Origin of the sequence: Metabacillus sp. KUDC1714 (assembly GCF_014217835.1) — a bacterium.
Taxonomy (GTDB): domain Bacteria; phylum Bacillota; class Bacilli; order Bacillales; family Bacillaceae; genus Metabacillus; species Metabacillus rhizosphaerae.
The window spans coordinates 1,707,501-1,731,098 of the sequence record NZ_CP055263.1 but is presented as its reverse complement, the minus strand read 5'-3'; the positions used below and the strand labels follow the sequence as shown (position 1 = coordinate 1,731,098).

Below are 23,598 nucleotides of genomic sequence, written 5' to 3'. Positions count from 1 at the left end.
TGTGGAATAAGCCAAATAATCAAGTGAATGGCTCTTTCTGCTGCAAGTAACATTTTTTGGAGGTTTAAAATTGGAAGATAAAAAATATATCCATATCATTTCTCATACCCATTGGGACAGGGAATGGTACTTACCATATGAGAAGCACCATGTCCTCTTAACGAAGCTGATGGATAGGCTGCTAGAAACATTGGAAAGCAATCCTGATTTTAAAAGCTATCATCTTGATGGACAAACAATCATTTTAGATGATTATTTACAAATCCGCCCTGAAATGCGGGAAAAGCTTCAAACGTTCGTCAGAGAGGGAAGGCTCCATATTGGCCCTTGGTACATTTTGCAGGATGAATTTTTGACAAGCAGTGAAGCCAATATTCGCAATCTTCAATACGGGATGAAAGATGCAGCGCTTTGGGGAGGCGTTTCAAAGGTCGGCTATTTTCCTGATTCATTTGGAAACATCGGCCAGGCACCACAAATCTTAAGCCAGGCTGGTATTAACAATGCTGTCTTCGGAAGAGGTGTGAAGCCAACAGGATTTAACAATACTGTCAGTGAAGCAGAAAATTATGAATCGCCCTATTCAGAAATGCTTTGGCGCTCCCCAGATGGGTCATCAGTTCTCGGTATTTTATTTGCAAATTGGTACTGCAATGGGAATGAAGTACCAACAGATGAAAAAGAAGCCCAAAAATATTGGGAGCAGCACATTGCATCCTTAGAAAAATATGCAGCAAGCCCACATATGCTCATGATGAATGGCTGTGATCATCAGCCAATCCAAACTGATTTGCCAGAAGCCATTCGAGTTGCTGAAACGTTATATCCGAATATCGAAGTTATTCATTCAAATTTTAATGATTATGTAGGCAAACTTGCCGCATCACTACCGCAAAATTTAAAAGTAATTGAAGGAGAGCTGCGAAGCCAGCAGACGGACGGATGGGGCACGCTTGTTAATACAGCATCCGCACGCGTATATATTAAACAAATGAATCAACTTAGTCAGACACTCCTTGAGAAAGTGGCAGAACCACTGTCAGCATTCGCCTATTTACAAGGAGGAGATTACCACCATCATTTAATTGAGTACGCTTGGAAGACACTAATGCAAAATCACCCGCATGACAGCATTTGCGGCTGCAGTGTTGATGAGGTTCACCGTGAAATGGTCACAAGATTTGAGAAGAGTAAACATGTAGCTGAGATGATCATTGATGAAAGTCTCGAGTCCATTTCCGAAAAAATTAATACAGCTAGTTTTAAAAAATGGGGTGAAGATGCACTTCCATTTACTGTATATAACACGACTGGATGGGACCGTACAGGAGTAGTTTCTATTACACTTGATGTAAAAAGAGATTATTTCTCAGCAGGAGTAAACAAACAAGAGCTTAAAGGATTTCCACTAGGAGAAAGAACATTAGTTGATGATAAAGGAACTGAATATCATTGCAAGGTGGAAGATTTAGGAATCGCTTTTGATTATGATCTGCCGGAAGAGAAATTCCGTCAACCGTATATGGCTAGAAGAGTTCGTCTAACATTTGAAGCAGAAAAAGTACCGGCACTAGGCTTTACGACATATGCATGGGTTTCATCTTCAAAACATAATGATAATAGTTCCTTAATCATAAATGAAAATGAAATGGAAAATAATTATGTAAATGTAAAAATTAATGAAAATGGTTCCTTAACTGTAACCAATAAAGTAAATGGACGTACATTTGAAGACCTATGTGTGTATGAAGACACAGGTGATATCGGTAACGAATATATGTACAAGCAGCCGAATAATGAACAAGCGCTTACAACAAAAGACTTAATTGCAAAGGTAAACATCATCGAAGATACACCATTCCAGGCTGCATATGAGATTGTACAAGAGTGGGAAATTCCGGCAAGCGCATCAGATTTACTAGATAAAGAGCAAAAAGAGCTTGTCTGGTTTACTGGCAGAAAGTCAGAACGTGTAGATGAGAAGGTTCCGTTTACAATCAAAACAGTTGTAACGTTAGCAAAGAATAGCAAAGGAATAGACGTTAAAACATCTTTCAACAACCAAGCGAAGGACCATCGTCTCAGAGCATTATTTCCAACAGATATTAAAACAGATGTCCATCATGCTGATTCAATCTTTGAAATAGCAAAACGAACCAACGAGCCGTCACAAGAATGGACGAACCCAGATCATTCACAGCATCAGCAAGCATTTGTTGATGTAAGTAATGAAGTTGAAGGCTTGACTGTTGCGAATCTTGGATTAAATGAGTATGAAATAATCCGTGATGGTCGGAATACGATAGCGGTAACTCTACTGCGCTCTGTAGGAGAGCTTGGCGATTGGGGATATTTTCCGACACCTGAAGCACAGTGTTTGGGAGAGCAGACTGTTTCATTTTGCATCTATCCACATGATGGAAAAGATAGCGCGGCTAAGGCATATAAAGATGCATACCAATATCAAGTACCTTGGTCATTGAAACAGACAGGTCTTCATGATGGTGAATTGCCTCCTGTTCATTCATTTGTCCGGTGGGAATCTGCTAATCTAGCATTTTCCTCTATGAAAGTATCTAAACAATCTGGCGATGTCATGATGCGCTGGTTTAATATGGCTGATGAAAGTGAGACTCTGATCGTCAAGACATCAGAAACTTATGAGAATACGTATAAAAGTAATGTGATCGAAGAAAAAGAGAAATCATTACATGTTGATGGCAATAAAGCTGTTCACGTTTCAGTTCGTAATCATGAAATCGTTACACTAGGATTTGAAAAAAATTAATTTGAAAAATGAGTTCAATAGTGAGCAGCATGAATCAATGCGCAACATTTTAACTCGGGACATGACTATAAGACTACTAGAAAGGGAAGTGAGTACTCCATGCAAGGACAATTACCACGATCAATGAAAGCATTAATAGATGAAGTAAAATCATCATTCGCTCATGATCAAAAAGTACAAACAATGTTTGAAAATTGTTTTTCCAATACCTATGAAACAACCATTCGACCTCAGGATGATGGAACGACATTTGTGATTACGGGTGACATACCTGCAATGTGGCTACGGGATTCAGCTGCACAGGTTCGCCCATATTTACTACTTGCTGAACATGATGAGAAAATGGCAGACCTAATTGAAGGTGTGATAAAAAAACAATTATCTTGCATTATTCATGATCCATATGCAAATGCGTTTAACGAAGAAGCAAATGGAAAGAGATACCATGATGATAAGACAGAGATGACACCACTTCTATGGGAACGAAAATATGAAATTGATTCACTTTGTTATCCAATTCAATTGTCTTATTTATTCTGGAAGTCAACTGGAAGAACATCTCAATTTAATGAAATGTTCCGGGAAGCTGTTGCCAAAATAATCGAAACTTGGAAGACGGAGCAAAACCATGAAGAAAATTCTAGCTACATGTTTGAAAGGGATAACTGTCCCACACAGGATACATTATCACATGATGGAAAAGGGGCTCCTATTGGCTACACGGGAATGACCTGGAGTGGTTTTCGTCCTAGTGATGACGCTTGCCAGTATGGTTATTTAATCCCTGCCAATATGTTTGCTGTAGTTGTCTTAAAACAATTAAAGGAGATAGCTGAAGAAGTTCTTCATGATAAAGATCTTGCGAAAACTGCTTTTGAATTGGCGAATGAAATTGATCAGGGCATTCAAAATTTCGGTAAAGTTGAACATCCAGTCTATGGAACCATTTACGTCTACGAGACAGACGGACTCGGAAATTACAACCTAATGGATGATGCGAATGTACCTAGTCTTCTTGCACTTCCGTACTTAGGTTATTGCAATGCAGAAGATCCAATTTATCAAAACACGAGAAATTTTATTTTAAGTTCTGAAAACCCTTACTACTATCAGGGGAAGGTGGCGAAAGGGATTGGCAGTCCACATACACCTGAACAGTATATTTGGCACATCGCTCTTGCGATCCAGGGGATGACGGCATTAACAAATGAGGAGAAAGAGGAAATTCTTGAGCTGTTTAAAAACACCGATGCAAATACAAACTTTATGCACGAAGGATTTCATGTTGATGAACCTGAAAAATATACAAGGCCCTGGTTCTCATGGGCCAATTCGATGTTTAGTGAATTTTTGTTAAGTCAATGTCATTTGTTTGTAAAAGGCAGTCCTTTAGAGAAGTAGCAAATAGTAACAAAGATAAAGTGAAACTTCCATAAGAGGGAGTTTTACTTCCCGTTAATGTGGGATAAACAAACAGTGATTATGGAGGTGGAACAATGATTTATGAAGTTCTTGTTAATGATTATCGAAATGGCTTTCTTGAAAATATCCACCCTGGTCATATTTGTGGAGTGGATGAAACGGGAATGATCAAATACGAGGTAGGAGATTCAGAGCATTGGACTTTTTTGCGGTCCGCATTAAAGCCAATTCAGGCGATTCCAGCAATTGCTAATCATATTCAGGAGCATTTCAAGCTAACGAATCGGGAAACATCCCTAATCGCTGCATCACATCGAGGTGAAGAATTCCATATCGATGAACTGGAGAAATTACTGGATAAAATCGGGGTAGCAGAAGAAAAATTGCTATGCCACCCGACATATCCGCTAAATCCAGAGGCAAAGGATGCACTCTTAAAAAAAAATCAACCTAAAAGAAGGTTATACCATAATTGTTCTGGTAAGCACCTAGGAATGCTCGCCCTTGCAAAAGTCCTTGGTGTTAGCACGGAAGGATATTTCGAAATGGAACATCCAGTACAGCAGGAAATTATCCGTGCTCTTTCAAGTATTTCCGGGTGTAATGTTGAGCAAATCAGGACTGGGGTGGATGGATGCGGTGTTCCTGTTTACGCGCTACCACTTAAGTATATTGCAAACGCCTACTTGCGATTTGCAAGACCAGAGCTTATTTGTGACCGATCCATTCAAGAAGCAGTTTTGAAAATAACAAGCATCATGAATGAAAATCCAGATATTATTTCCGGAACAAATGCGATATGTACAAGTTTGTTAATGGATGACAATATCGTTGCAAAAGGCGGGGCGCAAGGGGTTTATTGCTTTGGATTAAAAGAGGAGAAATTAGGCTTTTCATTAAAAGTAATGGACGGTTCTGAGGAACAATGGCCATTAATCGTTGCAAGTATTCTCGAACAAATCGAGTATGAAAATAAGAATACCATCCAAAGGTTGTATCAATTGTCTCAAAAGGAAATATATAACGACAACAACAAGCTTGTAGGGAATAAAGAAGCTGTATTTAAATTAGCAGAAGTTTAATGGGGAGTGTATACAAGTGAATGTAACAGAACCTGTACGCGCGTTTCATTTAAGATTCGGATCACATGACTTGGTCGATCCATTCAAGGAATTTATTGAGAAGGTATTGGCCCCAAAAGGAATAAACCATTTGCTTTTGGAATGCAATACATCTTTTGTCTATGAGTCACACCCTGAAGTCACTGGTGGAACATTAACAAAGCAGGATGCAAGGGAAATAGCCGCAGTATGTAAAAATAATGGGATACGACTTATCCCATTATTCCAATGTCTTGGACACCAAGGGTGGGGTGGAGCACCTAATTCAATACTGAAAGCGTATCCTGAATTTGATGAAACACCGTATGTGCCTATGGATGCAGAGTGGCCTGACATCTTTTGCAGAAGCTGGTGTCCGGAACATCCAGACGTTAATCAGCTTGTATTTGAACTAATGGATGAACTTATCGATGCTTTCAGTGCGGATGCATTTCATGTTGGAATGGATGAAGTATATGAAATAGCAGATGATAACTGCCCTCGCTGTAAAGGAAAGGATCGAGCTGATTTATTTGCGAAGGTCGTAAATGATATGTACAAGCATTTAGTAACAGAGCGCGGTGTTGAAATGTTTATGTGGGGAGATCGCTTAAACGACAGTGAAAAGATGGGCTATGACCAATGGGAAGGGGACACGTTTGGTACACATAAAGCAATTGATCATATCCCTAAAGATATTGTCATTATGGATTGGCATTATGAAAGATTGAATTCGTATCCTTCGATTGGGAATTTTATTGAAAAAGGCTTTACCGTCATTCCTGCCTGTTGGTTCAAAACAGATGCTGCGGTAGATTTGCTAAATGAAAGCAAACGTCAGGCTGGGGAACAAGGGGCAGAAGATAAGATGCCAGGTATGCTTGTGACATCATGGAACGGCTGGAATAAAGAGTCTTTTGAAAGATTTATAAATAGGACGTCTACTATCGGATGTGATGAAACACTAGAGGAGCTCGATGAGTTATATCGAACACTCGATGTCATAACGAAAAAGCTAGCGAATAGAATGTAAATCTACTAAATACTAAATTAGAGGTGATGTGAGATGAAATTAGGATTAAGTACGTATAGTTTGCTAGATGCAATTAAAGCGGGAGAAATGGATGTTTTAGATGTTGTCGAGTGGATTGCCGACAATGGTGGAGAACATATGGAAATTGTCCCTTATGGATTTACTTTAGTAGATAACCTGGAACTAGCGGATAAAGTACGAGAAAAAGCAAAAGAAGTTGGGATTGAACTATCAAACTATTCAATGCCTGCAAATTTTGTTCAGGATACGGAGGAAGAATTTGAAGCAGAGGTTGCACGGTTGAAGGAACATGTAGATCTTTTAGACCGCATGGGGATCAAACATATGCGCCATGATGTGACTGCATTTACATTACCACCTGAGAAAATGACCATTGAATACTTTGAGAACAGCCTGCCGCAAATCATTGAAGGAAGCCGCCGTATCGCTGACTATGCAGCAAAATTCGGGATAACAACAACAATTGAAAATCATGGTGTTGCTGTACAGCATAGTGATCGTGTCCAACGAGTACTGCAAGCAGTGGACAGACCTAACTTTAAAACAACATTGGATGTAGGGAATTTTATGTGTGTCGATGAAAACTCCATCATAGGTGTGAAGAAAAACCTGCCATATGCATCACTTGTTCATTTTAAGGATTTTTATTTCCGACCTTACTATGAAGATCCAGGTGCAGGAAAATGGTTTAAAACGTCTAACGGTAACTTTTTAAGAGGTGCAATTGTTGGACAGGGTGATATTGAAATAAGAGAAATTGTGAAATTGATTAAAGATTCCGGTTATGACGGATATGTCACATTGGAATTTGAAGGAATGGAAGAATGCCGAGAAGCTTGTAAAATTGGCCTGGATAATTTAAGGCGTTTCTGGGAGGAAGCATAATTTCTTAAAAGGCACTTACTAGGATTGATATATTCATAGAAAAGGCGACTTGAAAGGGATGGAAAAATGACGACTGAATCGAAAGACAAGGAAGTAAATAATGGTGTCCATAATTATAGTGCGGAAGAGAAATGGATTAAACCGGAAGACCCAGTGTTATTGGAACGTCTTGAATGGTTTAAGGACCAAAAACTAGCCTTGATGATGCACTGGGGGCCTTATTCTCAGCTTGGTGTTGTGGAATCATGGGCACTAAGTGATAAGGATGGCGATTGGTCTCGCACGGATATTGACTGGGAAGAAGATGGCGAGGAATTTAAGCGACAATATTTCAATCTAAATAAAACATTTAACCCTGTTCGTTTTCAACCTGAAGTTTGGGCTGATTTAGCCGCAGAGGGCGGTTTTAAATATTTCATTTTCACGACGAAGCATCATGATGGCTTTAGTATGTGGGATACGAAAGAGACAGATTACCGTATTACTTCATCAGAGTGTCCTTTTCACAGTCATAAGTATTCGGATATATGCAAGCATGTTTTTGATGCGTTTCGTGAAAAGGGCTTAGGGATAGCTGCGTATTTTTCTAAGGCTGATTGGAATACACCTTACTATTGGGCTCCTGGCATGGCACGTGGCAGAGAGACGTGGCGCGGTCCATCATATGATCCTGATGAATATCCATGGTTATGGGAAAAGTTTGTGACCTTTACCCATAATCAGATTATGGAATTAATGTCCAACTATGGCCATATTGATGTGTTGTGGTTAGATGCAGGTTGGGTAGGTAAAGGGAAACAGGACATCCGCCTCGGCGAAGTGGTGGAAAGGGCCCGTGAAATACAGCCATGGTTGCTTACAGCTGACCGTACCATCGGCGGGGAGTTTGAAAACTATATTACCCCTGAACAGACAATTCCTGAAGGTCCGATGAGTGTGCCATGGGAAAGTTGTATAACAATGGGAACTTCCTTTTCTTTTAAATATGAAGATAAATATAAGCCTACTCGCGAAATTGTCCACACGTTGATTGAAATCATATCCAAAGGCGGAAATCTTGCATTAAATGTTGCACCACAACCTGATGGGCGCTTACCTGAGGGAGCAATTAAAAGGATGAAAGAGCTAGGAGCTTGGTTGAAAGTTTACGGTGAAGCCGTCTATGGTACACGCATTTGTGCACCGTATTTCAAAGAAGGACTTGCTTACACAAGAAAAGGTGAAACAGCATACTGTTTCCGGTTATATCAAAGCGAAGATGATCGTTATAAGGAAGAAAATATTTACATTCCTTATACTGAAAAGGTCCATCGTATCGATATGCTTGGCGGAGAAGAAAATCTTGAATTTAGTCAGACGGAAGAAGGAATATCTATAAGAATGCCAAAAGTAGTAGAAACCGAAGAAAATACTCCAATCGCTCATGTATTTAGGTTAACATAACCAATTATTTTAAGAATAACTAAGGTAGAGGTGTAAGAATTGTTAAATGTAGCAGTAGTAGGAAGTGAAAAATCAACTAACGATCATCTTAGTGCCTGGTCCAGAATTAAGAATGTGAATGTTGTTGGCGTAGTTCAAATCGAGACTACAGAGAATGAACAAGTTTCTGAAAGATATAAACATAAATTAGTTGAACATGTTGAAGATTTAAAATCCCTAGATGTCGATGTAGTCGATCTTTGCTTACCAGTGAATAGGACTGATATTATCCGCCATATGTACAGGGAAGGATTACATATCATATGTGAATCTCCACTAGCATCAACCCTGGAAGAAGCATCAGCCATTGTAAAGGAATGCGCAGAAAAAAATGTTCATCTTTATGTTGGGAATACACTAAGATTTTCCCCTGAATATGCGGATGCAAGAAATCAGGTGTGCAATGGGAATATTGGGAAACCAGGTGTCATTAGATTATCAAGTGGCATGTCACATCCAGGAGGACAGATTGATATCTTTACTGGTTTGGGTATACCCGATTTTGATTGGCTGACATGGACATTTGGTGATGTTGAACGGGTCATGGCCAAACACGTCAAAAGGGAGCGCTTGAATGGATCACCGATTGAGTATGCATTAGTATCACTTCGGTTGAAAGATAACACATTTGCACATATTGAATTGTCTTGGGCAAAGGCAAAAAAGGAAAAAAGCTTTGAGCTTACTGGAGATAAAGGAATGCTTACCCACAACAGTAAAGATAGTTATCCAATCAATGTTCAGTTGTCTCCTTCTTATCATGAGCCCAAGCTTGAAGAAAGTATCTTAGCCAAGACAGCGCTTCATCGACAGTTGGAGCACGTTGCAGCATGGGCAGAAACACAAAATAAACCGATGATTGTAGTTGATGATGCTTTAAAAGCAATTCAAATTGCAGAAGCAGCAAGGAAGTCAGCTAACACAGGCCAGCCTGTTTCATTAAATGGGAGTGTTTTCATATGAAAGTAGGAATGATTAGTTTTGCTCATATGCATGCACTAAGCTATGCAAAATACTTAGTGCAGCACCCCGAAGCTGAATTAGCTGGGATCTGGGATGCTGATAAGCAGCGGGGAAATAAGATGGCTGAGCAATTTGAGACGGAATTTTATGCAGAACTGGATGAATTATTAAAGACTGACATTATAGCCGTCATCATTTGCTCTGAAAACGTGAATCATAAAGAACACGTGTTAAAAGCTGCAAGCTATAAAAAACAAATTTTGTGTGAAAAACCGATTGCTACTGAAGTCGAAGATGCTATAGAAATGATTAATGCTTGTGAGGAACATGATGTTATTTTACAAGTAGCATATCCAGTCCGTTTTGCCCCGGCTATTCAAAAAGTGAAAGAGATCATTCAATCAGGGAAAATTGGCGAAGTCATTGCAGTAAATGCAACAAATCATGGACAAATGCCTGGTGGGTGGTTCGTTGAAAAAGAATTATCGGGTGGAGGATCTGCCACAGACCATATTGTTCACATCATGGATTTGCTCCGTTGGATATTAAATGATGAAGTGAAAAATGTATATGCAGAATTTGATACACGCTTTTACGATATCGAAGTCGAGGATTGCGGTTTGGTCATGCTAGAGCTCGAATCCGGAGTCATAGTATCGATTGACCCAAGCTGGTCCCGACCAAAAACATTTCCGACATGGGGCGACGTCAAAATGGAGATTGTTGGAACAGAGGGTGCTTTATCCGTTGATGCATTTAAACAGCATTCTGTACTCTACAATGATCATGCCGGGAAAATCCAGCAGCATCCATGGTCAGAGGATATGGATGAGGGCTTGGTCAATGATTTTATTTTCTGTGTTAAGTCAAAGAGTAAACCTTCAATAACCGGAAATGACGGCCTCAGAACATTGGAAGTTGTGAAAGCTGCCTATCAATCTAACGAATTAAAAGAAACGGTTCTTTTAAAACGTAATGAGAATTACTAGTTAATGTGAAATTTAGTTAAATGGAGGGCTATTAATGAAGCTTGGTATGAGTTCCTACAGTTTAGTAGGAGCAATTAACTCAGGAGAAATGTCGATTATGGATGTTATTCAATGGACGGCTGACCAGGGTGGCGAGCATATTGAGCTTGTTCCGATGGGTTTCAGCTTGACGGATAACCCATGGTTAATAGAAGAGATTCTTCAAAAGACGGAAGAAGCAGGTATTGAAATTTCAAACTATGCGATAGGTGCTGACTTTCTAAAGGGTGATAGGGAAGCATTTGAACAAGAAATTGTAAGAGTAAAGAAAGAAGTTGATATTGCACATCAACTAGGTGTAAAGCTGATGAGGCATGATGTAGCATTTAAGTCCCCTCACGAAGCATCTATTAAACAGTTCGAACTAGATTTACCAAGATTAACAGAAGCTTGCCAAAGAATCGCTGATTATGCAGCACAATACGACATTGTGACAAGTGTGGAAAATCACGGCTTCTATGTTCAGGCAAGTGAGAGGATACAGCGATTAATCGAGAGTGTAGCTAGAGCAAATTTTAAAACGACACTGGATACAGGGAATTTCCTTTGTGTGGACGAAGATCCAGTTGCAGCTGTAAAGAAAAATATAGCCTATGCATCAATGGTTCATACGAAAGACTTTTATTATCGACCAGCTTCTTCCTATCATCCTGGTGAAGGCTGGTTCCAAACTGCTTCAGGTAATTATTTAAGAGGTGCAATTACCGGTCACGGTGATATTCATTTATATGATGTACTGAACGTAATAAAACAATCTGGCTATGATGGGTACATTTCCATCGAATTTGAGGGTTTAGAAGAATGTAGACAAGGATCTAAAATAGGTTTAGATAATGTCAAAAGAATTTGGGAAGAACTTTAAAAGAAAAGGAGATAACAAAAAATGGGGAAAATAAAAGTAGGTGTAATTGGGGCAGGCTCTATTTCTGAAATGCATTTTGAATCCTATAAAAATAATAACGGTGTTGAAATCTATGCTGTTTGTGATCTTAATGAACAAAGAGCACAAGAAAAAGCAGAGAAATATGGTGCTAAAAAACATTATAAAAACTATCAGGAATTACTAGCAGATTCAGAGATTGATGCTGTCAGTATCTGTACATGGAATAACTCACATGCGGAAATTTCAATTGCTGCATTAAATGCAGGGAAACATGTGTTAGTTGAAAAACCGTTATGTAAAACAATTGAAGAAGCATACGAAATAGAAAAAGCTGTTGAGAGAAATATTGGTAAGGTACTTCAAGTTGGCTTCGTTCGTCGCTTTGGCACAAATACTCAAGTATTAAAGAGCTTTATTGATTCTGGAGATCTTGGAGAAATCTATTATGCAAAAGCATCCTGCATCCGAGCTTTAGGTAATCCTGGGGGGTGGTTTGCTGATAAGGAAAGATCAGGTGGTGGGCCATTAATCGATCTAGGTGTTCACGTTATTGATCTGTGCTGGTATTTAATGGGGAAACCGAAAGTTAAATCAATCAGTGGAAATACATACAATAAGCTAGGTAACCGCGCAAATGTTGAAAACAAATCTTTCTACAAAGCAGCAGATTATGAGCCTGACAAGAATACAGTTGAGGACTTAGCTAATGCAATCATCCGATTTGAAAATGGAGCTTCTTTAATGGTCGATGTAAGTTTTACACTCCATGCAAAGGAAGAATCAATCGCTGTTAACGTATTCGGTGACAAAGGTGGTGCAGAAATCGAACCTCAACTTCAAATTGTAACAGAAAAAAATAATACGATAATAAATTCTACACCACAAATTGATTCATTATCATTTGATTTTCATAAAGGATTTCAAAATGAAATTGATCATTTTATATCTTGTATCAAAGGTGAAGCAGAAACAATCAGCCCCGTTCAAGACGGCGTAGAAATGATGAAAATATTAGTTGGGGTGTATGAATCTAGCCAAAAAGGGAAGGAGATTTATTTCGAATAGAAGGTGAAGCCAGAACATAATTGTCTTTAACCGCTTCAAAAAACAGGTGTCCGTTTTTTGAAGCGGTTTTGGATAAAGCTCGAAACTAGGTGGTGCTCTTCTCATCTTTCTCTAGTCTTTCAAGAATTCTCCTTTTCCGATAAAGCATCATACCTGCTTCAGCCAAGTCATGGATCATGGAACGATTTGTGAGTGCACCAAATACCATTCCAGCGATTGGCACCATTTGCAGTAGCTTTTTCCAACCAAATTGATCACGGTATGTATAAACGACCTCGCGCCAGCCTTGTAGTTGGGAAATCATTTCATTATTTGTTGATTTGTCGCGATGATAAAACGCTGATAATTCATTTAAAATGGCTTGTTTTCCCACAACGTCTGCTGAGGCAAATTGAAGGCTTTTTACAATGAAAATCCGCTCATTACGATCCTTTGGATCATAGCCATATGCGATCGCAATTTCCTGAAGTGTTTTTAATGAAAGACCAAGTAGGACAGGAATATCTACCGCTAACGTAAAAATACCGCCTACTCCTGTTGTTGCTCCTTGAATGGTCGCGAGCTTGCTTCGATTTGCTTTTAATTCTTGGCCAACAGCATCCATAGTAGATAAAGGAAGTGAAGAAATATCAGCAAGCTCAATTGTCTCTTTTAGTGAATGCTTTTGTAGCTTGGCTAAAATAGCTTTTTCCTGTGTTAAGTATTGTCCACCTGTTTGAACGAAAGATCCTAGCTCATCTAGTAAAACACCAATTTTCTTTTGGATAAAAGCAGGAGTTACTTTATCTAATAGCTTAAAAGGAAGGCGCCCAATTTTTTCCCAAAACCAAAGACCCTGTTGATCCTTCTCCCATTTTTCAATTGCTTGTAGCTCTGTTTGTAACCAATCCCTAGTTTCCACGTCATACCAACCTTTTCATTAATTTATCACATATACTTGTATAACTGTAATACGTTTGACCCTTTAATAGGTTCCGTATTTTAATTATACTCTCCTGAAAAAGGTCTTTTAAACCTGAAATGATTAGTCCGATCATACGAAAAAAGACGCAGGAAGGATCTCCTTACGTCTTAATAAATCATTCAGCCATTTTTTCCAGATTGCCATTACGATCCATTTTAAATGTTGTGGTTGATGCGCGATCGTCTTCATCAAATAATACTAGTTTTCTTGCGCGGTTCATGATTTTCATTAATGTTTCATAGTCTTCTTGGACTGTAACAGTATCTTGTTCAAGTCTCTCAACCTTTTTCATTAATTCTTCGTTTTGTGAAGTGAGCTCTTGATTTTCACGCTTTAATCGTCTATTTTCACTCATAAGAACCTCTGAGTGCTCATTATTTGATTTATAAGAATGCAAGAATGCAATAACTTGTTCCATTGTCATTCTGTTTGGTGATACAACTTGTTGATTCATACCTGTAAATGGTTGTACTGATACAGGTTTTGGTGTTGGTTTTGGCAAGTTAGCAGTAACATCCTCATCAGCTGGCATTACTTCGGCCATATGACTCTCTAAAGCTGACATCATTGTAAGCTCTTCTTGTTCGTCCTCATCAACTTCAATAGATGGCAAATCTGGTGAATAGAGAAGCTGTTTCTTGACTGGCTGTCCTTTTCCGAGTGCTCTCATACGTTGTTTGCGTTGTTTTTTAGCAAGTTGAAGTGCTTTTTCATAATCATGTCGGACAACTGCGTTCCAACGGAAGCCACATGCAGCAGAGGTACGATTCAGCTTATCACCTACTTCTTCAAAGGCATTTAACTGTGTACTTCCCTCCCGTACATGACGTAAAACAGTTTCAGCTAGTAATAAATCATTCTCTTCAGACCAAGCATCTTGTCTTTGTTTCATCTTTTTCCAACTCCCTATATAAATAGATGGTTTAATTCATTAACTGTTAATAAGGATGGACAATTTCGAAGGTTTTTATACAAATTTCTTAAGAGGATACTAGTTTTTTATGGAAATTAATTAGTAATGATTTGATTCAACAATATATCTTTCATCTTTAGAATCTACTATCCGAGGTGAAATTATCCATTGATGGAAGGTAAATCTCAGGTTTGACTTTGTTTGTTTACTTGCATTGGGATTAGATAAGCGGTAAAATACCTTTTAGTGAAAACGAAGGATTAATAGGTCTTTCAAATATGGAGCGGAATGACGCTTTGTAATAGAAAGGATTGTAGCTCGATGGCAAATGAATTTAGAATTTGTGATGATTGCCAAGCAACAAACATTAAAACATTAGTGCCAAGATTGGAAAAAATAGATTCCGAAGCTTCGATTGATATAGCATGTCAATCTTACTGTGGCCCAGGAAGAAAGAAGGCTTTTGCATTTGTTAACAATCGCCCTATGTCAGCACTAACAGAAGATGAACTTATTGATAAAATTGAAAAGAAATTAAAAAAATAACATCACCCTTGTTGAACGTTACAAAGGTGATTTTTTATTGTCGTTTTATGCAAGATTTTAGGTGTGAATATCAATAAGAAGTCGCTATAATAGAAGAAGTGAATAAGAATTTAAACCATTAGTGAATACAATAAAGAGACAAGTCAGAACGGAAGAGGGAAGACAATGGAAAATGGAAAATTGTCTGAAGAAAAGGTATTTAAAGATCCCGTTCACCGCTATATACATGTTCGTGATAAACTCATTTGGGATCTAATCGGAACAAAGGAATTCCAACGACTTAGAAGAATTCGTCAGCTTGGTACAACCTATTTAACGTTTCATGGTGCAGAGCATAGTCGATTTAACCATTCTTTAGGTGTATATGAAATTGTTAGACGAATTGTGGATGATATCTTTAAGGGGCGTCCGCAATGGGATGATGAAGAGAGACTGTTATGTCTTTGTGCTGCACTTCTGCATGATTTAGGCCATGGACCATTTTCACATTCCTTTGAAAAGGTATTTCACCTTGATCATGAGGACTTTACTCAGGCGATTATCCTAGGGAATACGGAGGTTCATTCTGTATTAAAAGAAAATGGAGCAGACTTTCCGAAGAAGGTTGCAGAGGTTATTGCAAAAACCTATGAAAATAAACAGGTTGTTAGTTTAATATCTAGCCAGATTGATGCAGATCGTATGGATTACTTACAGCGTGATGCCTATTATACAGGGGTTAGCTATGGTCATTTTGATATGGAAAGAATTCTCCGTGTCATGCGCCCTCGTGAAGATCAAGTTGTTATAAAAAGCAGCGGGATGCATGCTGTTGAGGATTATATTATGAGTCGCTATCAAATGTACTGGCAGGTTTATTTTCATCCAGTTACTAGAAGTGCTGAAGTGATCCTGACAAAAATACTTCATCGAGCAAAACGACTACATCAGGAATTTTACTCCTTTAAGCATAGTCCTATCCATTTTTATTCCATGTTTGAGGATGAACTCACATTAGAAGACTACTTAAAATTGGATGAATCTGTTATTATGTTTTATTTTCAAGCATGGCAGGATGAGGAAGATCCGATTTTAAGTGATTTATGCAGACGTTTTATGAACCGCAAGTTGTTTAAATATGTTGAATTTAACCCAAATGTACAGATGATGACATTGATGGAGCTAACCACCTTATTTAAGAAGGCAGGAATTGATCCTGACTATTATTTAGTTGTCGATTCTTCTTCAGACCTACCTTATGATTTTTATCGACCTGGTGAGGAAGAAGAACGCTTGCCAATCCATTTACAAATGTCAAACGGAGATCTTAGAGAGCTATCAAGACAATCTGAAATCGTTGATGCGATTTCAGGGAAAAGAAGAACAGATCATAAATTATATTTCCCATTAGATTTGTTAGAGGACTTTTCAACGAAGCGAACAGCTAAGAAAAAGATCTTAGAATTATTAAACCTATCTAACTAGATTTGAAAAGTGCGACATCCTGAAATTTCCTGGGATTGTTGAGCTAGAAAAAAATACACCTTTTATCGATCAAACAGAGAAAGAGTTAGGAGATGACGGGGCATTGATGAAAGAACACGCTAAGCTGATGAAGGTGATCTCATCAGCTGGGGAAATCATTGGTCGGAAAAAGCTACAAAAGATGATTTATATTGCGAAAAAGATCGATCTTCCTTTTTATGAAAAATATAACTTTCACTTTTATGGGCCGTACTCTGAGGAGCTGACACTTCGAATTGAAGAACTTTGTAACTTAGGGTTCTTAAATGAAGTTCATGAAAAAAAGGGTGGCTATTTTCAATATCGCTATTCATTAACAGATACTGGAACTGAGTTTTTAGGTCATTATGATCTAGATCTACCTCCATTTGAAGGTTGTATGCTTCATTTAAATGAGCAAAGCTCAAGATTTTTAGAGCTTGTTTCAACGGTTTTATATTTTGATGGATTAGAACAAGAAGAGGTTAAAGAGAAGGTATTTACATTAAAGAGTAAGCAGCGTTATACAGAAGAAGAGATTTTAGATGCGTATAAATATATCGAGAATTTAAGAGGTTTAGTTGCAGAAGAGCTCGCCAAACATTAAGTTGGCGGGCTTTTCTATTTAAAGTGAAGAAAGTATAACTTTTTGTACTTAGTTTGGGTGTCTAGCTCCAGCGCCTAGCGACTAATGAACTTCACCCTCCTTATACGCTAAGTCAACATCGAATCGCTAACGCTCTCCGTGTTTCCTTTATCTCATACGGAGTGCTCTTTTTTCTACGTCGCTGAACAAGGCGCTTGCGCTTTTCTTAACTATTGGTCGCTTAATCTCTTACCACCGAGTGCATAATTGCTTTTGCTCATTTCATCGATAAAGACAGCAATTTTTTCAGCGGGCGCCCCGGTTGTTTCGGATACAGCGGCAGTTACTTTTTCGACTAAGGCTCTTTTTTGCTCGTCTGTTCTTCCTTCAAGCATTTTAACTGTTACGTATGGCATTGTTTATCACTCCTTCATATGTATGGGCTTTATCGTAATCAAAATAGTACGAAATCAGCCTGTAAATATAGTATACTTTAAGCGAAATGGTTTGCATAACATGTTAAGCTAGTAGTAAATAGATTGAATTTGCTTTAAGTTGAACTTTAAGGATGCTTTGCAAACTTTGTTGCTATTAAATAAGTATTGTGCCTGGTTGATTGCAGCGAGAGATGCTCGCTTTTCGCGGGGCGGGCGGTGAGCCTCCTCGGCGTAAACGCCTGCGGGGTCTCACCTGTCCCGCTACTCCCGCAGGAGTCTCGCAATCCGTTCCAATCAACCTTAATTAGTAAAAGCAACAATCTTTTAGAAAAGAGCCAACTTTAAAAGTCTAAAGGAGAGAGAGATGGACAATTTAAATAGTATAAATAGTTTTTTAGCATTTCCACTTGAAATGATTCCATATGTCGTCATTACGTTAATGATTGCTTTTACAATTCATGAATACGCTCATGCCTATGTAGCATATAAATTTGGTGATCCAACTGCACAAAGGCAAGGCAGATTAACGCTTTCTCCACTTGCACATCTAGATCCCTTTGGTACGCTGCTGATTTTTATTGCAGGTTTTGGGTGGGCGAGACCTGTACCTGTTAATCGTTCCTATTTTAAAAGACCTCGTTTAGCAGGTGTTCTCGTTTCGGTTGCAGGTCCTCTAAGTAATTTAGTGATCGCATTTCTTGGGACTGCAATTTGGTATATTCTATTAGCAACAAATGCAGTAACCGCACTACCAGAATTTTATGTTAACGGTCTTCAGGATTTTTTCAATATTTTTGTGTCACTTAATGTGATGCTATTTATATTTAATTTACTTCCATTTCCACCATTAGATGGTTACCGGATTATTGAAGATCTCGCTCCTGCAAATATTAGAGCGAAAATGACGCAATATGAGAGTTATGGAATCATTATTTTTCTGATATTAGTTATTACACCACTTGATGGTTACATTATTCAGCCTATTTTTGCTGTTGGTAGAACAGCGGTGATGGAATTGTTTCACTTTCTTTTAGGTCCAATATTATAGGATAAATGATTTAGGAGGTTTAAACATGGAGGAAAATAAAAAGAAGAAAAGCATTGGCTTTAATATTATAAAGAGTGACCCTACTGATGGACATGGAGGCTATGGTGTTGGTGCACTTAGTCTTGATAATGTATCACCGGTATTTATTGATATTGAAGAAGGAGAGGCCTTCGTTGATATTGGGGCTATGCATGCAAGAAGTGTTGTTGAAAAGGGCATTAAATTTCTTAAAACTAAGGAAGAGGTTCCTAATGGAAAGCCTTATTGGCTAGTATGGGTCACGATTGATCGTAAGGCAGAAGGTCCATATTACGCTGGTGTTGCAGCATGTGAGATGACAGTTGATCGTTCGATACGAAGAGGCTATAAATCACTTCCAGAACATGTTAACCGAATGGATAAATCAATGAAGCGTCATATTATTGTCGAGCATATGGATGAGCGTTCAAAGGAAATCCTTGCTGGATACTTAAAAAAGCATGATAAACATATGTGGGAACACTCTGACCAAAAATTAAAAGACGATCTAAATGCTAACTGAAATATGTCGAAAGTGTGACGTTTTTGTGAATAAATTGGTAAATTCTTGTGGTTCTTCGGTAAAATTAGTAGACTAAGAATACAGTTATAAAACTAGGACATGAAAAACCCCGAACAGGTCAGTTCGGGGTTTTTTATCGTTTGAAAAATTATAAAATTATTGAACTGTGGAAAAGCGTACGGCATCTAGCTCCAGCGCCTATCGCCTAGCAAACTTCAGATCATCTCCCTACGATAAGTCAACATCGGTTCGCTACGCTTACCGTGTTTCCTTTATCTTTAGTCGATGCTCCTCCAGTTTGTACGGCGATGATCAAGGCACTTGCGCTTTTGTAATTATCAATCCCACCATTTAAAAAGGTCATACCAATTATCTTTTTCTTTCTTTTTGTGCTCATGGACCTTATCGTCATCGGTTTTGAGATGCTCTTTACAATATTCTGTTGGCTCTGTGCCTTCTATAAAGTAAGTGAGCCTTCGGACAGGGCAATCCTCAGTAGCAAGCTTTCCACTAGCAGGATTAATGTACACCCCCACGGTACCATCTGGAGGACGAAAAGCTTTAACAGACTCTTTGTCCAAAGCTTTTTCCATGAACTTAGCCCAGATTGCTTTTGCGTAGCCCCGCTCTTGAACGAGATCAATCGTTTTTCCTTTGTCATATCCAGTCCAAACCCCAGCAACTAATTGTGGTGAAAAACCAATCATCCAACTATCTGTTGATGTAGTACCAGATTTTCCAGCGTAGTCTCTCGTTAAAGAGTCAGCGATGCTATGACCAGTGACAGAAGTATAATCATTTAAAGCAGTATCAAACATTCCTGTCATCATATGAGTTGTAACGAAAGCAGCTTGTTCATTAAGGATTTGTTCCTTTTTTGTATCAGATTTATAAATAATTTCACCTGTGGCATCCTCTACCTTAGTAATATAGGTAGGCTCAATTTTTCTTCCGCCATTTTCTAGCATACCGTAAGCATTAACGATCTCAACTAAGCGAACTGGAGATGTTCCTAAAGCTGTTGAAGGGATGTTTTTAATTTTTGTGTTAAGTCCAAATAACTCGCCCGTTTTCACAAGCTTTTCCATCCCAAGCATCATATGAGTTTTAACAGCATAAATGTTATCAGATAAAGCAATGGCTTGAAGTAACGTAATAAAGTCATTCGCATAATAGTCATTATAGTTGCTCGGCTTATATGAAGCCTTGCCATCATCATATGAAAATGTCGTTGGCTCACTCAGCATCTCTGTAGATGGCGTAAACCCATTGTTTATGGCTGAGTAATATAATAAAGGCTTTATTGTTGAGCCAGGTTGTCTTTTCGCCTGTGTTGCCCGATTGAACGGACTTTTTTCATAATCACGCCCACCAATTAAGGCTTTTACATAACCTGTAGCTGGATCAATAGCAATAAAACCAGCTTGTATATCAGATTTCTTATCGATAGACTTTTTCACCAGATCCTCTGCGATTTCTTGCATTGTTAAGTCTAATGTCGTATAAATTCTTAACCCTTTTGTTTCAATCATTTGCGCGTCAATATTTAATTCGTCTGCTAAAGCACTCATAACAGCATCTTGAAAATAAGGTGCAATGCCTTTTTGAACCTTATCTTCCTTTGTTGTATATACAAGACTCTCGCTTAATGCGCTGGCTAATTGTTTTTCCGTAATATAGCCCTCTTTTTCCATCGTTTTCAAGATGATCGCTTGTCTACCTTTGGCTTTTTCTTGATTAACGTAAGGAGAATAAAGGCTGGGGCCCTTTGGGATGCCTGCAAGCATAGCGGCTTCCCCTAAAGATAACTCACTGGAATTCTTTCCAAAGTAATATTTAGCAGCAGCTTCGATCCCGTATACTCCATGACCATAATAAATCGTATTTAAATACCCCTCTAAAATTTCATCCTTACTATAATTTTGCTCAAGGCGTATGGTGTAAAAGGCTTCCATCGCTTTTCTCTGCCAGGTTTTTTCATGTTTTAAAAATAGATTACGAGCATATTGCTGTGTAATCGTACTAGCACCTTGAACCTTGGCCATCGCCTTTAAATCCGCTAAAGCAGCCCCTGCAATTCGTTTGAAATCAAAACCATTATGATCGTAAAAGCTTCGATCCTCGATCGCAATCGTTGCTTGAAGAACATTTTCAGAAATATCATCAAGCTGCACCCAATACCGTTTTTGCCCATTATGTAATTCCCCAATCTTTGACCCATCACTCGCATAAATAATCGTTGATTGTGGCACTGTTAAAGAGGGAGGCCCTTGCCATTTGGCATACATAACAACACTAAGAATAATTGTTGAAAAAAAGACTAATAATAGCAAACTAATAAATGTTATGGCACGGATTGTCTTTAACGTAATTCGAATTCGTTTAGGTGTGATCACATCCATTTTGCTCACCTCCAATCTAAAATAGAAAAGCTCAAGTCGTGCCTTGTTCAGTCTCGGGCAAATAAGACGCTCATGAATAGGAGGTGTTCTCTACCTTCAATTCATGAGTGGCTTATGACTCGAGGGGCTAGGCGCTGGAGCTGGATCATATGCTGTCCGAACTTAGATACTATTAGCCATTATGAGTTTTTTAAAAGGTTTTTAAACATTTTGATAAAAAGTCATGAATTTTTTCTTGATTTTTTACTAGATTCATCTATAGTTTTAAAAGGATATAAATGAAAAATTTTCCGGATGTTCAATAGAAAAGCGGAAGCGCCTTGATCAGCCCCGAAAAGCATAAGACGCTCATGAATCGAGGAGCTAGGCGCTGGAGCTAGACATGAAAACTAAGTACAGTGGGGTTAGATGTCGAGCACTAAGCAGTTGTATAAGTCTGTAATTTTTTTCAAATAATAAAACAAGCTTAAATACATGAATTCTGTCTCTTAAGGTTTGACATAAATGTAAAAGGATAAATGTATAGTTGAGAGCTGATAGATGAAAGGATGGTAATAAAATGAGTGAATTATGGTATACAGAGAAACAAACAAAGAATTTTGGGATCACATTAAAAATTAAACAAACGTTACATACAGAGCAAACAGACTTTCAATACTTAGAAATGGTTGAAACGGAAGAGTTTGGAAATATGCTTTTTCTAGATGGAATGGTCATGACATCACAAAAGGACGAATTTGTTTATCATGAAATGGTTGCACATGTTCCTTTATTTACACACCCTAATCCTGAAAATGTTCTTGTTGTTGGCGGCGGTGATGGTGGCGTTATCCGTGAAGTACTGAAACATCCTCAAGTGAAGAAAGCAACACTTGTTGATATAGATGGGAAAGTCATCGAGTATTCAAAAAAATTCCTTCCTGAAATTGCAGGGAAACTAGAAGACCCACGTGTAGAAGTAAAAGTAGGCGACGGCTTCATGCATATCGCTGAAAGTGAAAATGAGTATGATGTTATTATGGTAGATTCAACTGAACCAATGGGGCCTGCTGTAAACTTATTTACAAAAGGATTTTATGCTGGTATTTCAAAAGCGCTTAAAGAAGACGGTGTTTTCGTAGCACAAACAGACAACCCTTGGTTTACACCAGAATTAATTACAAACGTTCAACGTGATGTGAAGGAAATATTCCCGATTACACGTCTTTACACTGCGAACATCCCAACATACCCAAGTGGTTTATGGACATTCACAATTGGTTCAAAGAAATATGATCCACTTGAAGTAAGTGAAGAACGTTTCCATGAAATTGAAACTAAGTATTACACAAAAGAATTACACAAAGCTTGCTTCGTATTACCGAAATTCGTAAGTGACTTAATCAAGTAATTCATATTATATAAGAACTTTAAGTGAGGGAATAGTTCTCTCACTTTTTTATAGGAGGAAAAATAAATGAGATTTGATGAAGCATATTCAGGTAATGTATTTATCAAGAGCCATCCTAACTATGAAGAAAGTGAAGCAGTAATTTACGGAATGCCTATGGATTGGACAGTAAGCTACCGCCCAGGCTCTCGTTTTGGTCCAGCTCGTATTCGTGAGGTATCAATTGGGCTTGAAGAATACAGTGCATATTTAGATCGAGAATTAGATGAAGTAAAATATTATGATGCTGGTGACATTCCGCTCCCATTTGGAAATCCGCAACGAAGCATCGATATGATCGAGGAATATATCGACAAATTACTTGCAGACGACAAATACCCATTAGGTATGGGCGGTGAACATTTGGTTTCCTGGCCAGTAATGAAGGCGATGTATAAAAAATATCCAGATTTAGCGATCATTCATATGGATGCACATACAGATTTACGTGATGAATATGAAGGTGAACCATTATCACATTCAACACCAATTAAAAAAATTGCTGATCTAATCGGACCAAAAAATGTCTATTCATTTGGGATTCGCTCAGGTATGAAGGAAGAGTTCCAATGGGCAAAAG

General features: G+C 38.3%; 21 protein-coding genes (1 of these 21 cut by a window edge). 17 read left to right on the top strand and 4 right to left on the bottom strand.

Annotated features, from left to right (window positions below):
- Positions 1 to 70 precede the first annotated feature (70 nt).
- The 10 genes from HUW50_RS08265 to HUW50_RS08220 all read left to right on the top strand — a co-directional run bounded on the left by HUW50_RS08265 (position 71) and on the right by HUW50_RS08220 (position 12,670).
- Positions 71 to 2,788: an alpha-mannosidase gene (locus tag HUW50_RS08265; RefSeq protein ID WP_185653827.1), complete on the top strand. Its 2,718-nt coding sequence runs from the start codon at positions 71 to 73 to the stop codon at positions 2,786 to 2,788.
- Positions 2,789 to 2,887: 99 nt separating this feature from the next.
- Positions 2,888 to 4,189: a glycoside hydrolase family 125 protein gene (locus tag HUW50_RS08260; protein ID WP_185653826.1), complete on the top strand. Its 1,302-nt coding sequence runs from the start codon at positions 2,888 to 2,890 to the stop codon at positions 4,187 to 4,189.
- A 95-nt stretch (positions 4,190 to 4,284) separates the two neighbouring features.
- Complete coding sequence (locus tag HUW50_RS08255; protein ID WP_066338083.1) at positions 4,285 to 5,292, top strand: asparaginase; 1,008 nt, start codon at positions 4,285 to 4,287, stop codon at positions 5,290 to 5,292.
- Positions 5,293 to 5,308: 16 nt separating this feature from the next.
- Positions 5,309 to 6,343, top strand: a complete 1,035-nt coding sequence (locus HUW50_RS08250; protein WP_066338082.1) for a family 20 glycosylhydrolase — start codon at positions 5,309 to 5,311, stop codon at positions 6,341 to 6,343.
- A gap of 33 nt (positions 6,344 to 6,376) precedes the next feature.
- The gene (locus HUW50_RS08245) at positions 6,377 to 7,249 is read left to right on the top strand and encodes a sugar phosphate isomerase/epimerase family protein (protein WP_066338081.1); all 873 of its coding nucleotides are present in this window, start codon (positions 6,377 to 6,379) and stop codon (positions 7,247 to 7,249) included.
- Positions 7,250 to 7,315: 66 nt separating this feature from the next.
- Positions 7,316 to 8,692: an alpha-L-fucosidase gene (locus HUW50_RS08240; protein WP_066338079.1), complete on the top strand. Its 1,377-nt coding sequence runs from the start codon at positions 7,316 to 7,318 to the stop codon at positions 8,690 to 8,692.
- A 39-nt stretch (positions 8,693 to 8,731) separates the two neighbouring features.
- A complete protein-coding gene (locus HUW50_RS08235) occupies positions 8,732 to 9,694 on the top strand; it encodes a Gfo/Idh/MocA family protein (protein WP_066338077.1) in 963 nt (320 codons plus the stop codon).
- Positions 9,691 to 10,683 (top strand): Gfo/Idh/MocA family protein, encoded by a 993-nt coding sequence (locus HUW50_RS08230; protein ID WP_185653825.1) that lies wholly within the window; start codon positions 9,691 to 9,693, stop codon positions 10,681 to 10,683. The genes HUW50_RS08235 and HUW50_RS08230 overlap by 4 nt, the downstream gene beginning before the upstream one ends.
- A gap of 34 nt (positions 10,684 to 10,717) precedes the next feature.
- Positions 10,718 to 11,584, top strand: a complete 867-nt coding sequence (locus HUW50_RS08225; protein ID WP_066338072.1) for a sugar phosphate isomerase/epimerase family protein — start codon at positions 10,718 to 10,720, stop codon at positions 11,582 to 11,584.
- 21 nt (positions 11,585 to 11,605) lie between these two features.
- Positions 11,606 to 12,670, top strand: coding sequence for a Gfo/Idh/MocA family protein (locus HUW50_RS08220; protein WP_066338069.1), 1,065 nt, complete (start codon positions 11,606 to 11,608; stop codon positions 12,668 to 12,670).
- Positions 12,671 to 12,755: 85 nt separating this feature from the next.
- Here HUW50_RS08220 and HUW50_RS08215 read toward each other — a convergent pair whose 3' ends face one another.
- Together HUW50_RS08215 and HUW50_RS08210 are read right to left on the bottom strand one after the other, a co-directional pair.
- Positions 12,756 to 13,571 carry an EcsC family protein gene (locus HUW50_RS08215; RefSeq protein WP_066338066.1) on the bottom strand — a complete coding sequence of 272 codons (816 nt, stop codon included), beginning with the start codon at positions 13,569 to 13,571 and terminating at the stop codon, positions 12,756 to 12,758.
- Between the two features lie 178 nt (positions 13,572 to 13,749).
- On the bottom strand, positions 13,750 to 14,526 hold the full coding sequence (locus HUW50_RS08210; protein WP_066338064.1) for an RsfA family transcriptional regulator: 777 nt from the start codon (positions 14,524 to 14,526) through the stop codon (positions 13,750 to 13,752).
- 342 nt (positions 14,527 to 14,868) lie between these two features.
- Here HUW50_RS08210 and HUW50_RS08205 point away from each other — a divergent pair, with 342 nt between their 5' ends.
- The 3 genes from HUW50_RS08205 to HUW50_RS08195 all read left to right on the top strand — a co-directional run bounded on the left by HUW50_RS08205 (position 14,869) and on the right by HUW50_RS08195 (position 17,182).
- Entirely contained in the window at positions 14,869 to 15,093 is a 225-nt protein-coding gene (locus HUW50_RS08205) for a YuzB family protein (RefSeq protein ID WP_066338063.1), read from the top strand.
- Between the two features lie 165 nt (positions 15,094 to 15,258).
- A complete protein-coding gene (locus HUW50_RS08200; RefSeq protein ID WP_066338062.1) occupies positions 15,259 to 16,557 on the top strand; it encodes an HD domain-containing protein in 1,299 nt (432 codons plus the stop codon).
- A gap of 103 nt (positions 16,558 to 16,660) precedes the next feature.
- On the top strand, positions 16,661 to 17,182 hold the full coding sequence (locus tag HUW50_RS08195) for a YwgA family protein (protein ID WP_185653824.1): 522 nt from the start codon (positions 16,661 to 16,663) through the stop codon (positions 17,180 to 17,182).
- Positions 17,183 to 17,391: 209 nt separating this feature from the next.
- On the opposite strand, the gene HUW50_RS08190 is transcribed toward HUW50_RS08195, so the two are convergent.
- The gene (locus tag HUW50_RS08190; RefSeq protein ID WP_066338058.1) at positions 17,392 to 17,577 is read right to left on the bottom strand and encodes a 2-hydroxymuconate tautomerase; all 186 of its coding nucleotides are present in this window, start codon (positions 17,575 to 17,577) and stop codon (positions 17,392 to 17,394) included.
- 403 nt (positions 17,578 to 17,980) lie between these two features.
- Between HUW50_RS08190 and HUW50_RS08185 the strand changes: the two genes are divergently transcribed.
- Positions 17,981 to 18,646, top strand: a complete 666-nt coding sequence (locus tag HUW50_RS08185; RefSeq protein ID WP_157094500.1) for a site-2 protease family protein — start codon at positions 17,981 to 17,983, stop codon at positions 18,644 to 18,646.
- 25 nt (positions 18,647 to 18,671) lie between these two features.
- Complete coding sequence (locus HUW50_RS08180) at positions 18,672 to 19,187, top strand: YwhD family protein (protein ID WP_066338055.1); 516 nt, start codon at positions 18,672 to 18,674, stop codon at positions 19,185 to 19,187.
- Between the two features lie 338 nt (positions 19,188 to 19,525).
- Here HUW50_RS08180 and HUW50_RS08175 read toward each other — a convergent pair whose 3' ends face one another.
- A complete protein-coding gene (locus tag HUW50_RS08175; protein ID WP_066338053.1) occupies positions 19,526 to 21,589 on the bottom strand; it encodes a transglycosylase domain-containing protein in 2,064 nt (687 codons plus the stop codon).
- A 559-nt stretch (positions 21,590 to 22,148) separates the two neighbouring features.
- On the opposite strand from HUW50_RS08175, the gene speE reads away from it, so the two are divergent.
- Both speE and speB read left to right on the top strand, forming a co-directional pair.
- On the top strand, positions 22,149 to 22,979 hold the full coding sequence (gene speE, locus HUW50_RS08170) for a spermidine synthase (RefSeq protein WP_066338048.1): 831 nt from the start codon (positions 22,149 to 22,151) through the stop codon (positions 22,977 to 22,979).
- Positions 22,980 to 23,045: 66 nt separating this feature from the next.
- Positions 23,046 to 23,598: the 5' portion of an agmatinase gene (gene speB, locus HUW50_RS08165; protein ID WP_185653823.1), read on the top strand. 329 nt of this gene lie beyond the right edge of the window; 553 of the gene's 882 nt are visible here — the first part of the coding sequence; the start codon lies at positions 23,046 to 23,048; its stop codon lies off the right edge, out of view.

What these genes read in the sequence shown, in the direction of transcription:
- HUW50_RS08225 (WP_066338072.1), top strand. Translation starts at nt 10,718, where the DNA reads ATGAAGCTTGGTATGAGTTCCTACAGTTTAGTAGGAGCAATTAACTCA.
- HUW50_RS08210 (WP_066338064.1), bottom strand. Translation starts at nt 14,526, where the DNA reads ATGAAACAAAGACAAGATGCTTGGTCTGAAGAGAATGATTTATTACTA.
- HUW50_RS08175 (WP_066338053.1), bottom strand. Translation starts at nt 21,589, where the DNA reads ATGGATGTGATCACACCTAAACGAATTCGAATTACGTTAAAGACAATC.
- HUW50_RS08220 (WP_066338069.1), top strand. Translation starts at nt 11,606, where the DNA reads ATGGGGAAAATAAAAGTAGGTGTAATTGGGGCAGGCTCTATTTCTGAA.
- speE (WP_066338048.1), top strand. Translation starts at nt 22,149, where the DNA reads ATGAGTGAATTATGGTATACAGAGAAACAAACAAAGAATTTTGGGATC.
- HUW50_RS08240 (WP_066338079.1), top strand. Translation starts at nt 7,316, where the DNA reads ATGACGACTGAATCGAAAGACAAGGAAGTAAATAATGGTGTCCATAAT.
- HUW50_RS08255 (WP_066338083.1), top strand. Translation starts at nt 4,285, where the DNA reads ATGATTTATGAAGTTCTTGTTAATGATTATCGAAATGGCTTTCTTGAA.
- HUW50_RS08200 (WP_066338062.1), top strand. Translation starts at nt 15,259, where the DNA reads ATGGAAAATGGAAAATTGTCTGAAGAAAAGGTATTTAAAGATCCCGTT.
- HUW50_RS08205 (WP_066338063.1), top strand. Translation starts at nt 14,869, where the DNA reads ATGGCAAATGAATTTAGAATTTGTGATGATTGCCAAGCAACAAACATT.
- HUW50_RS08190 (WP_066338058.1), bottom strand. Translation starts at nt 17,577, where the DNA reads ATGCCATACGTAACAGTTAAAATGCTTGAAGGAAGAACAGACGAGCAA.
- HUW50_RS08260 (WP_185653826.1), top strand. Translation starts at nt 2,888, where the DNA reads ATGCAAGGACAATTACCACGATCAATGAAAGCATTAATAGATGAAGTA.
- HUW50_RS08245 (WP_066338081.1), top strand. Translation starts at nt 6,377, where the DNA reads ATGAAATTAGGATTAAGTACGTATAGTTTGCTAGATGCAATTAAAGCG.
- HUW50_RS08180 (WP_066338055.1), top strand. Translation starts at nt 18,672, where the DNA reads ATGGAGGAAAATAAAAAGAAGAAAAGCATTGGCTTTAATATTATAAAG.
- HUW50_RS08230 (WP_185653825.1), top strand. Translation starts at nt 9,691, where the DNA reads ATGAAAGTAGGAATGATTAGTTTTGCTCATATGCATGCACTAAGCTAT.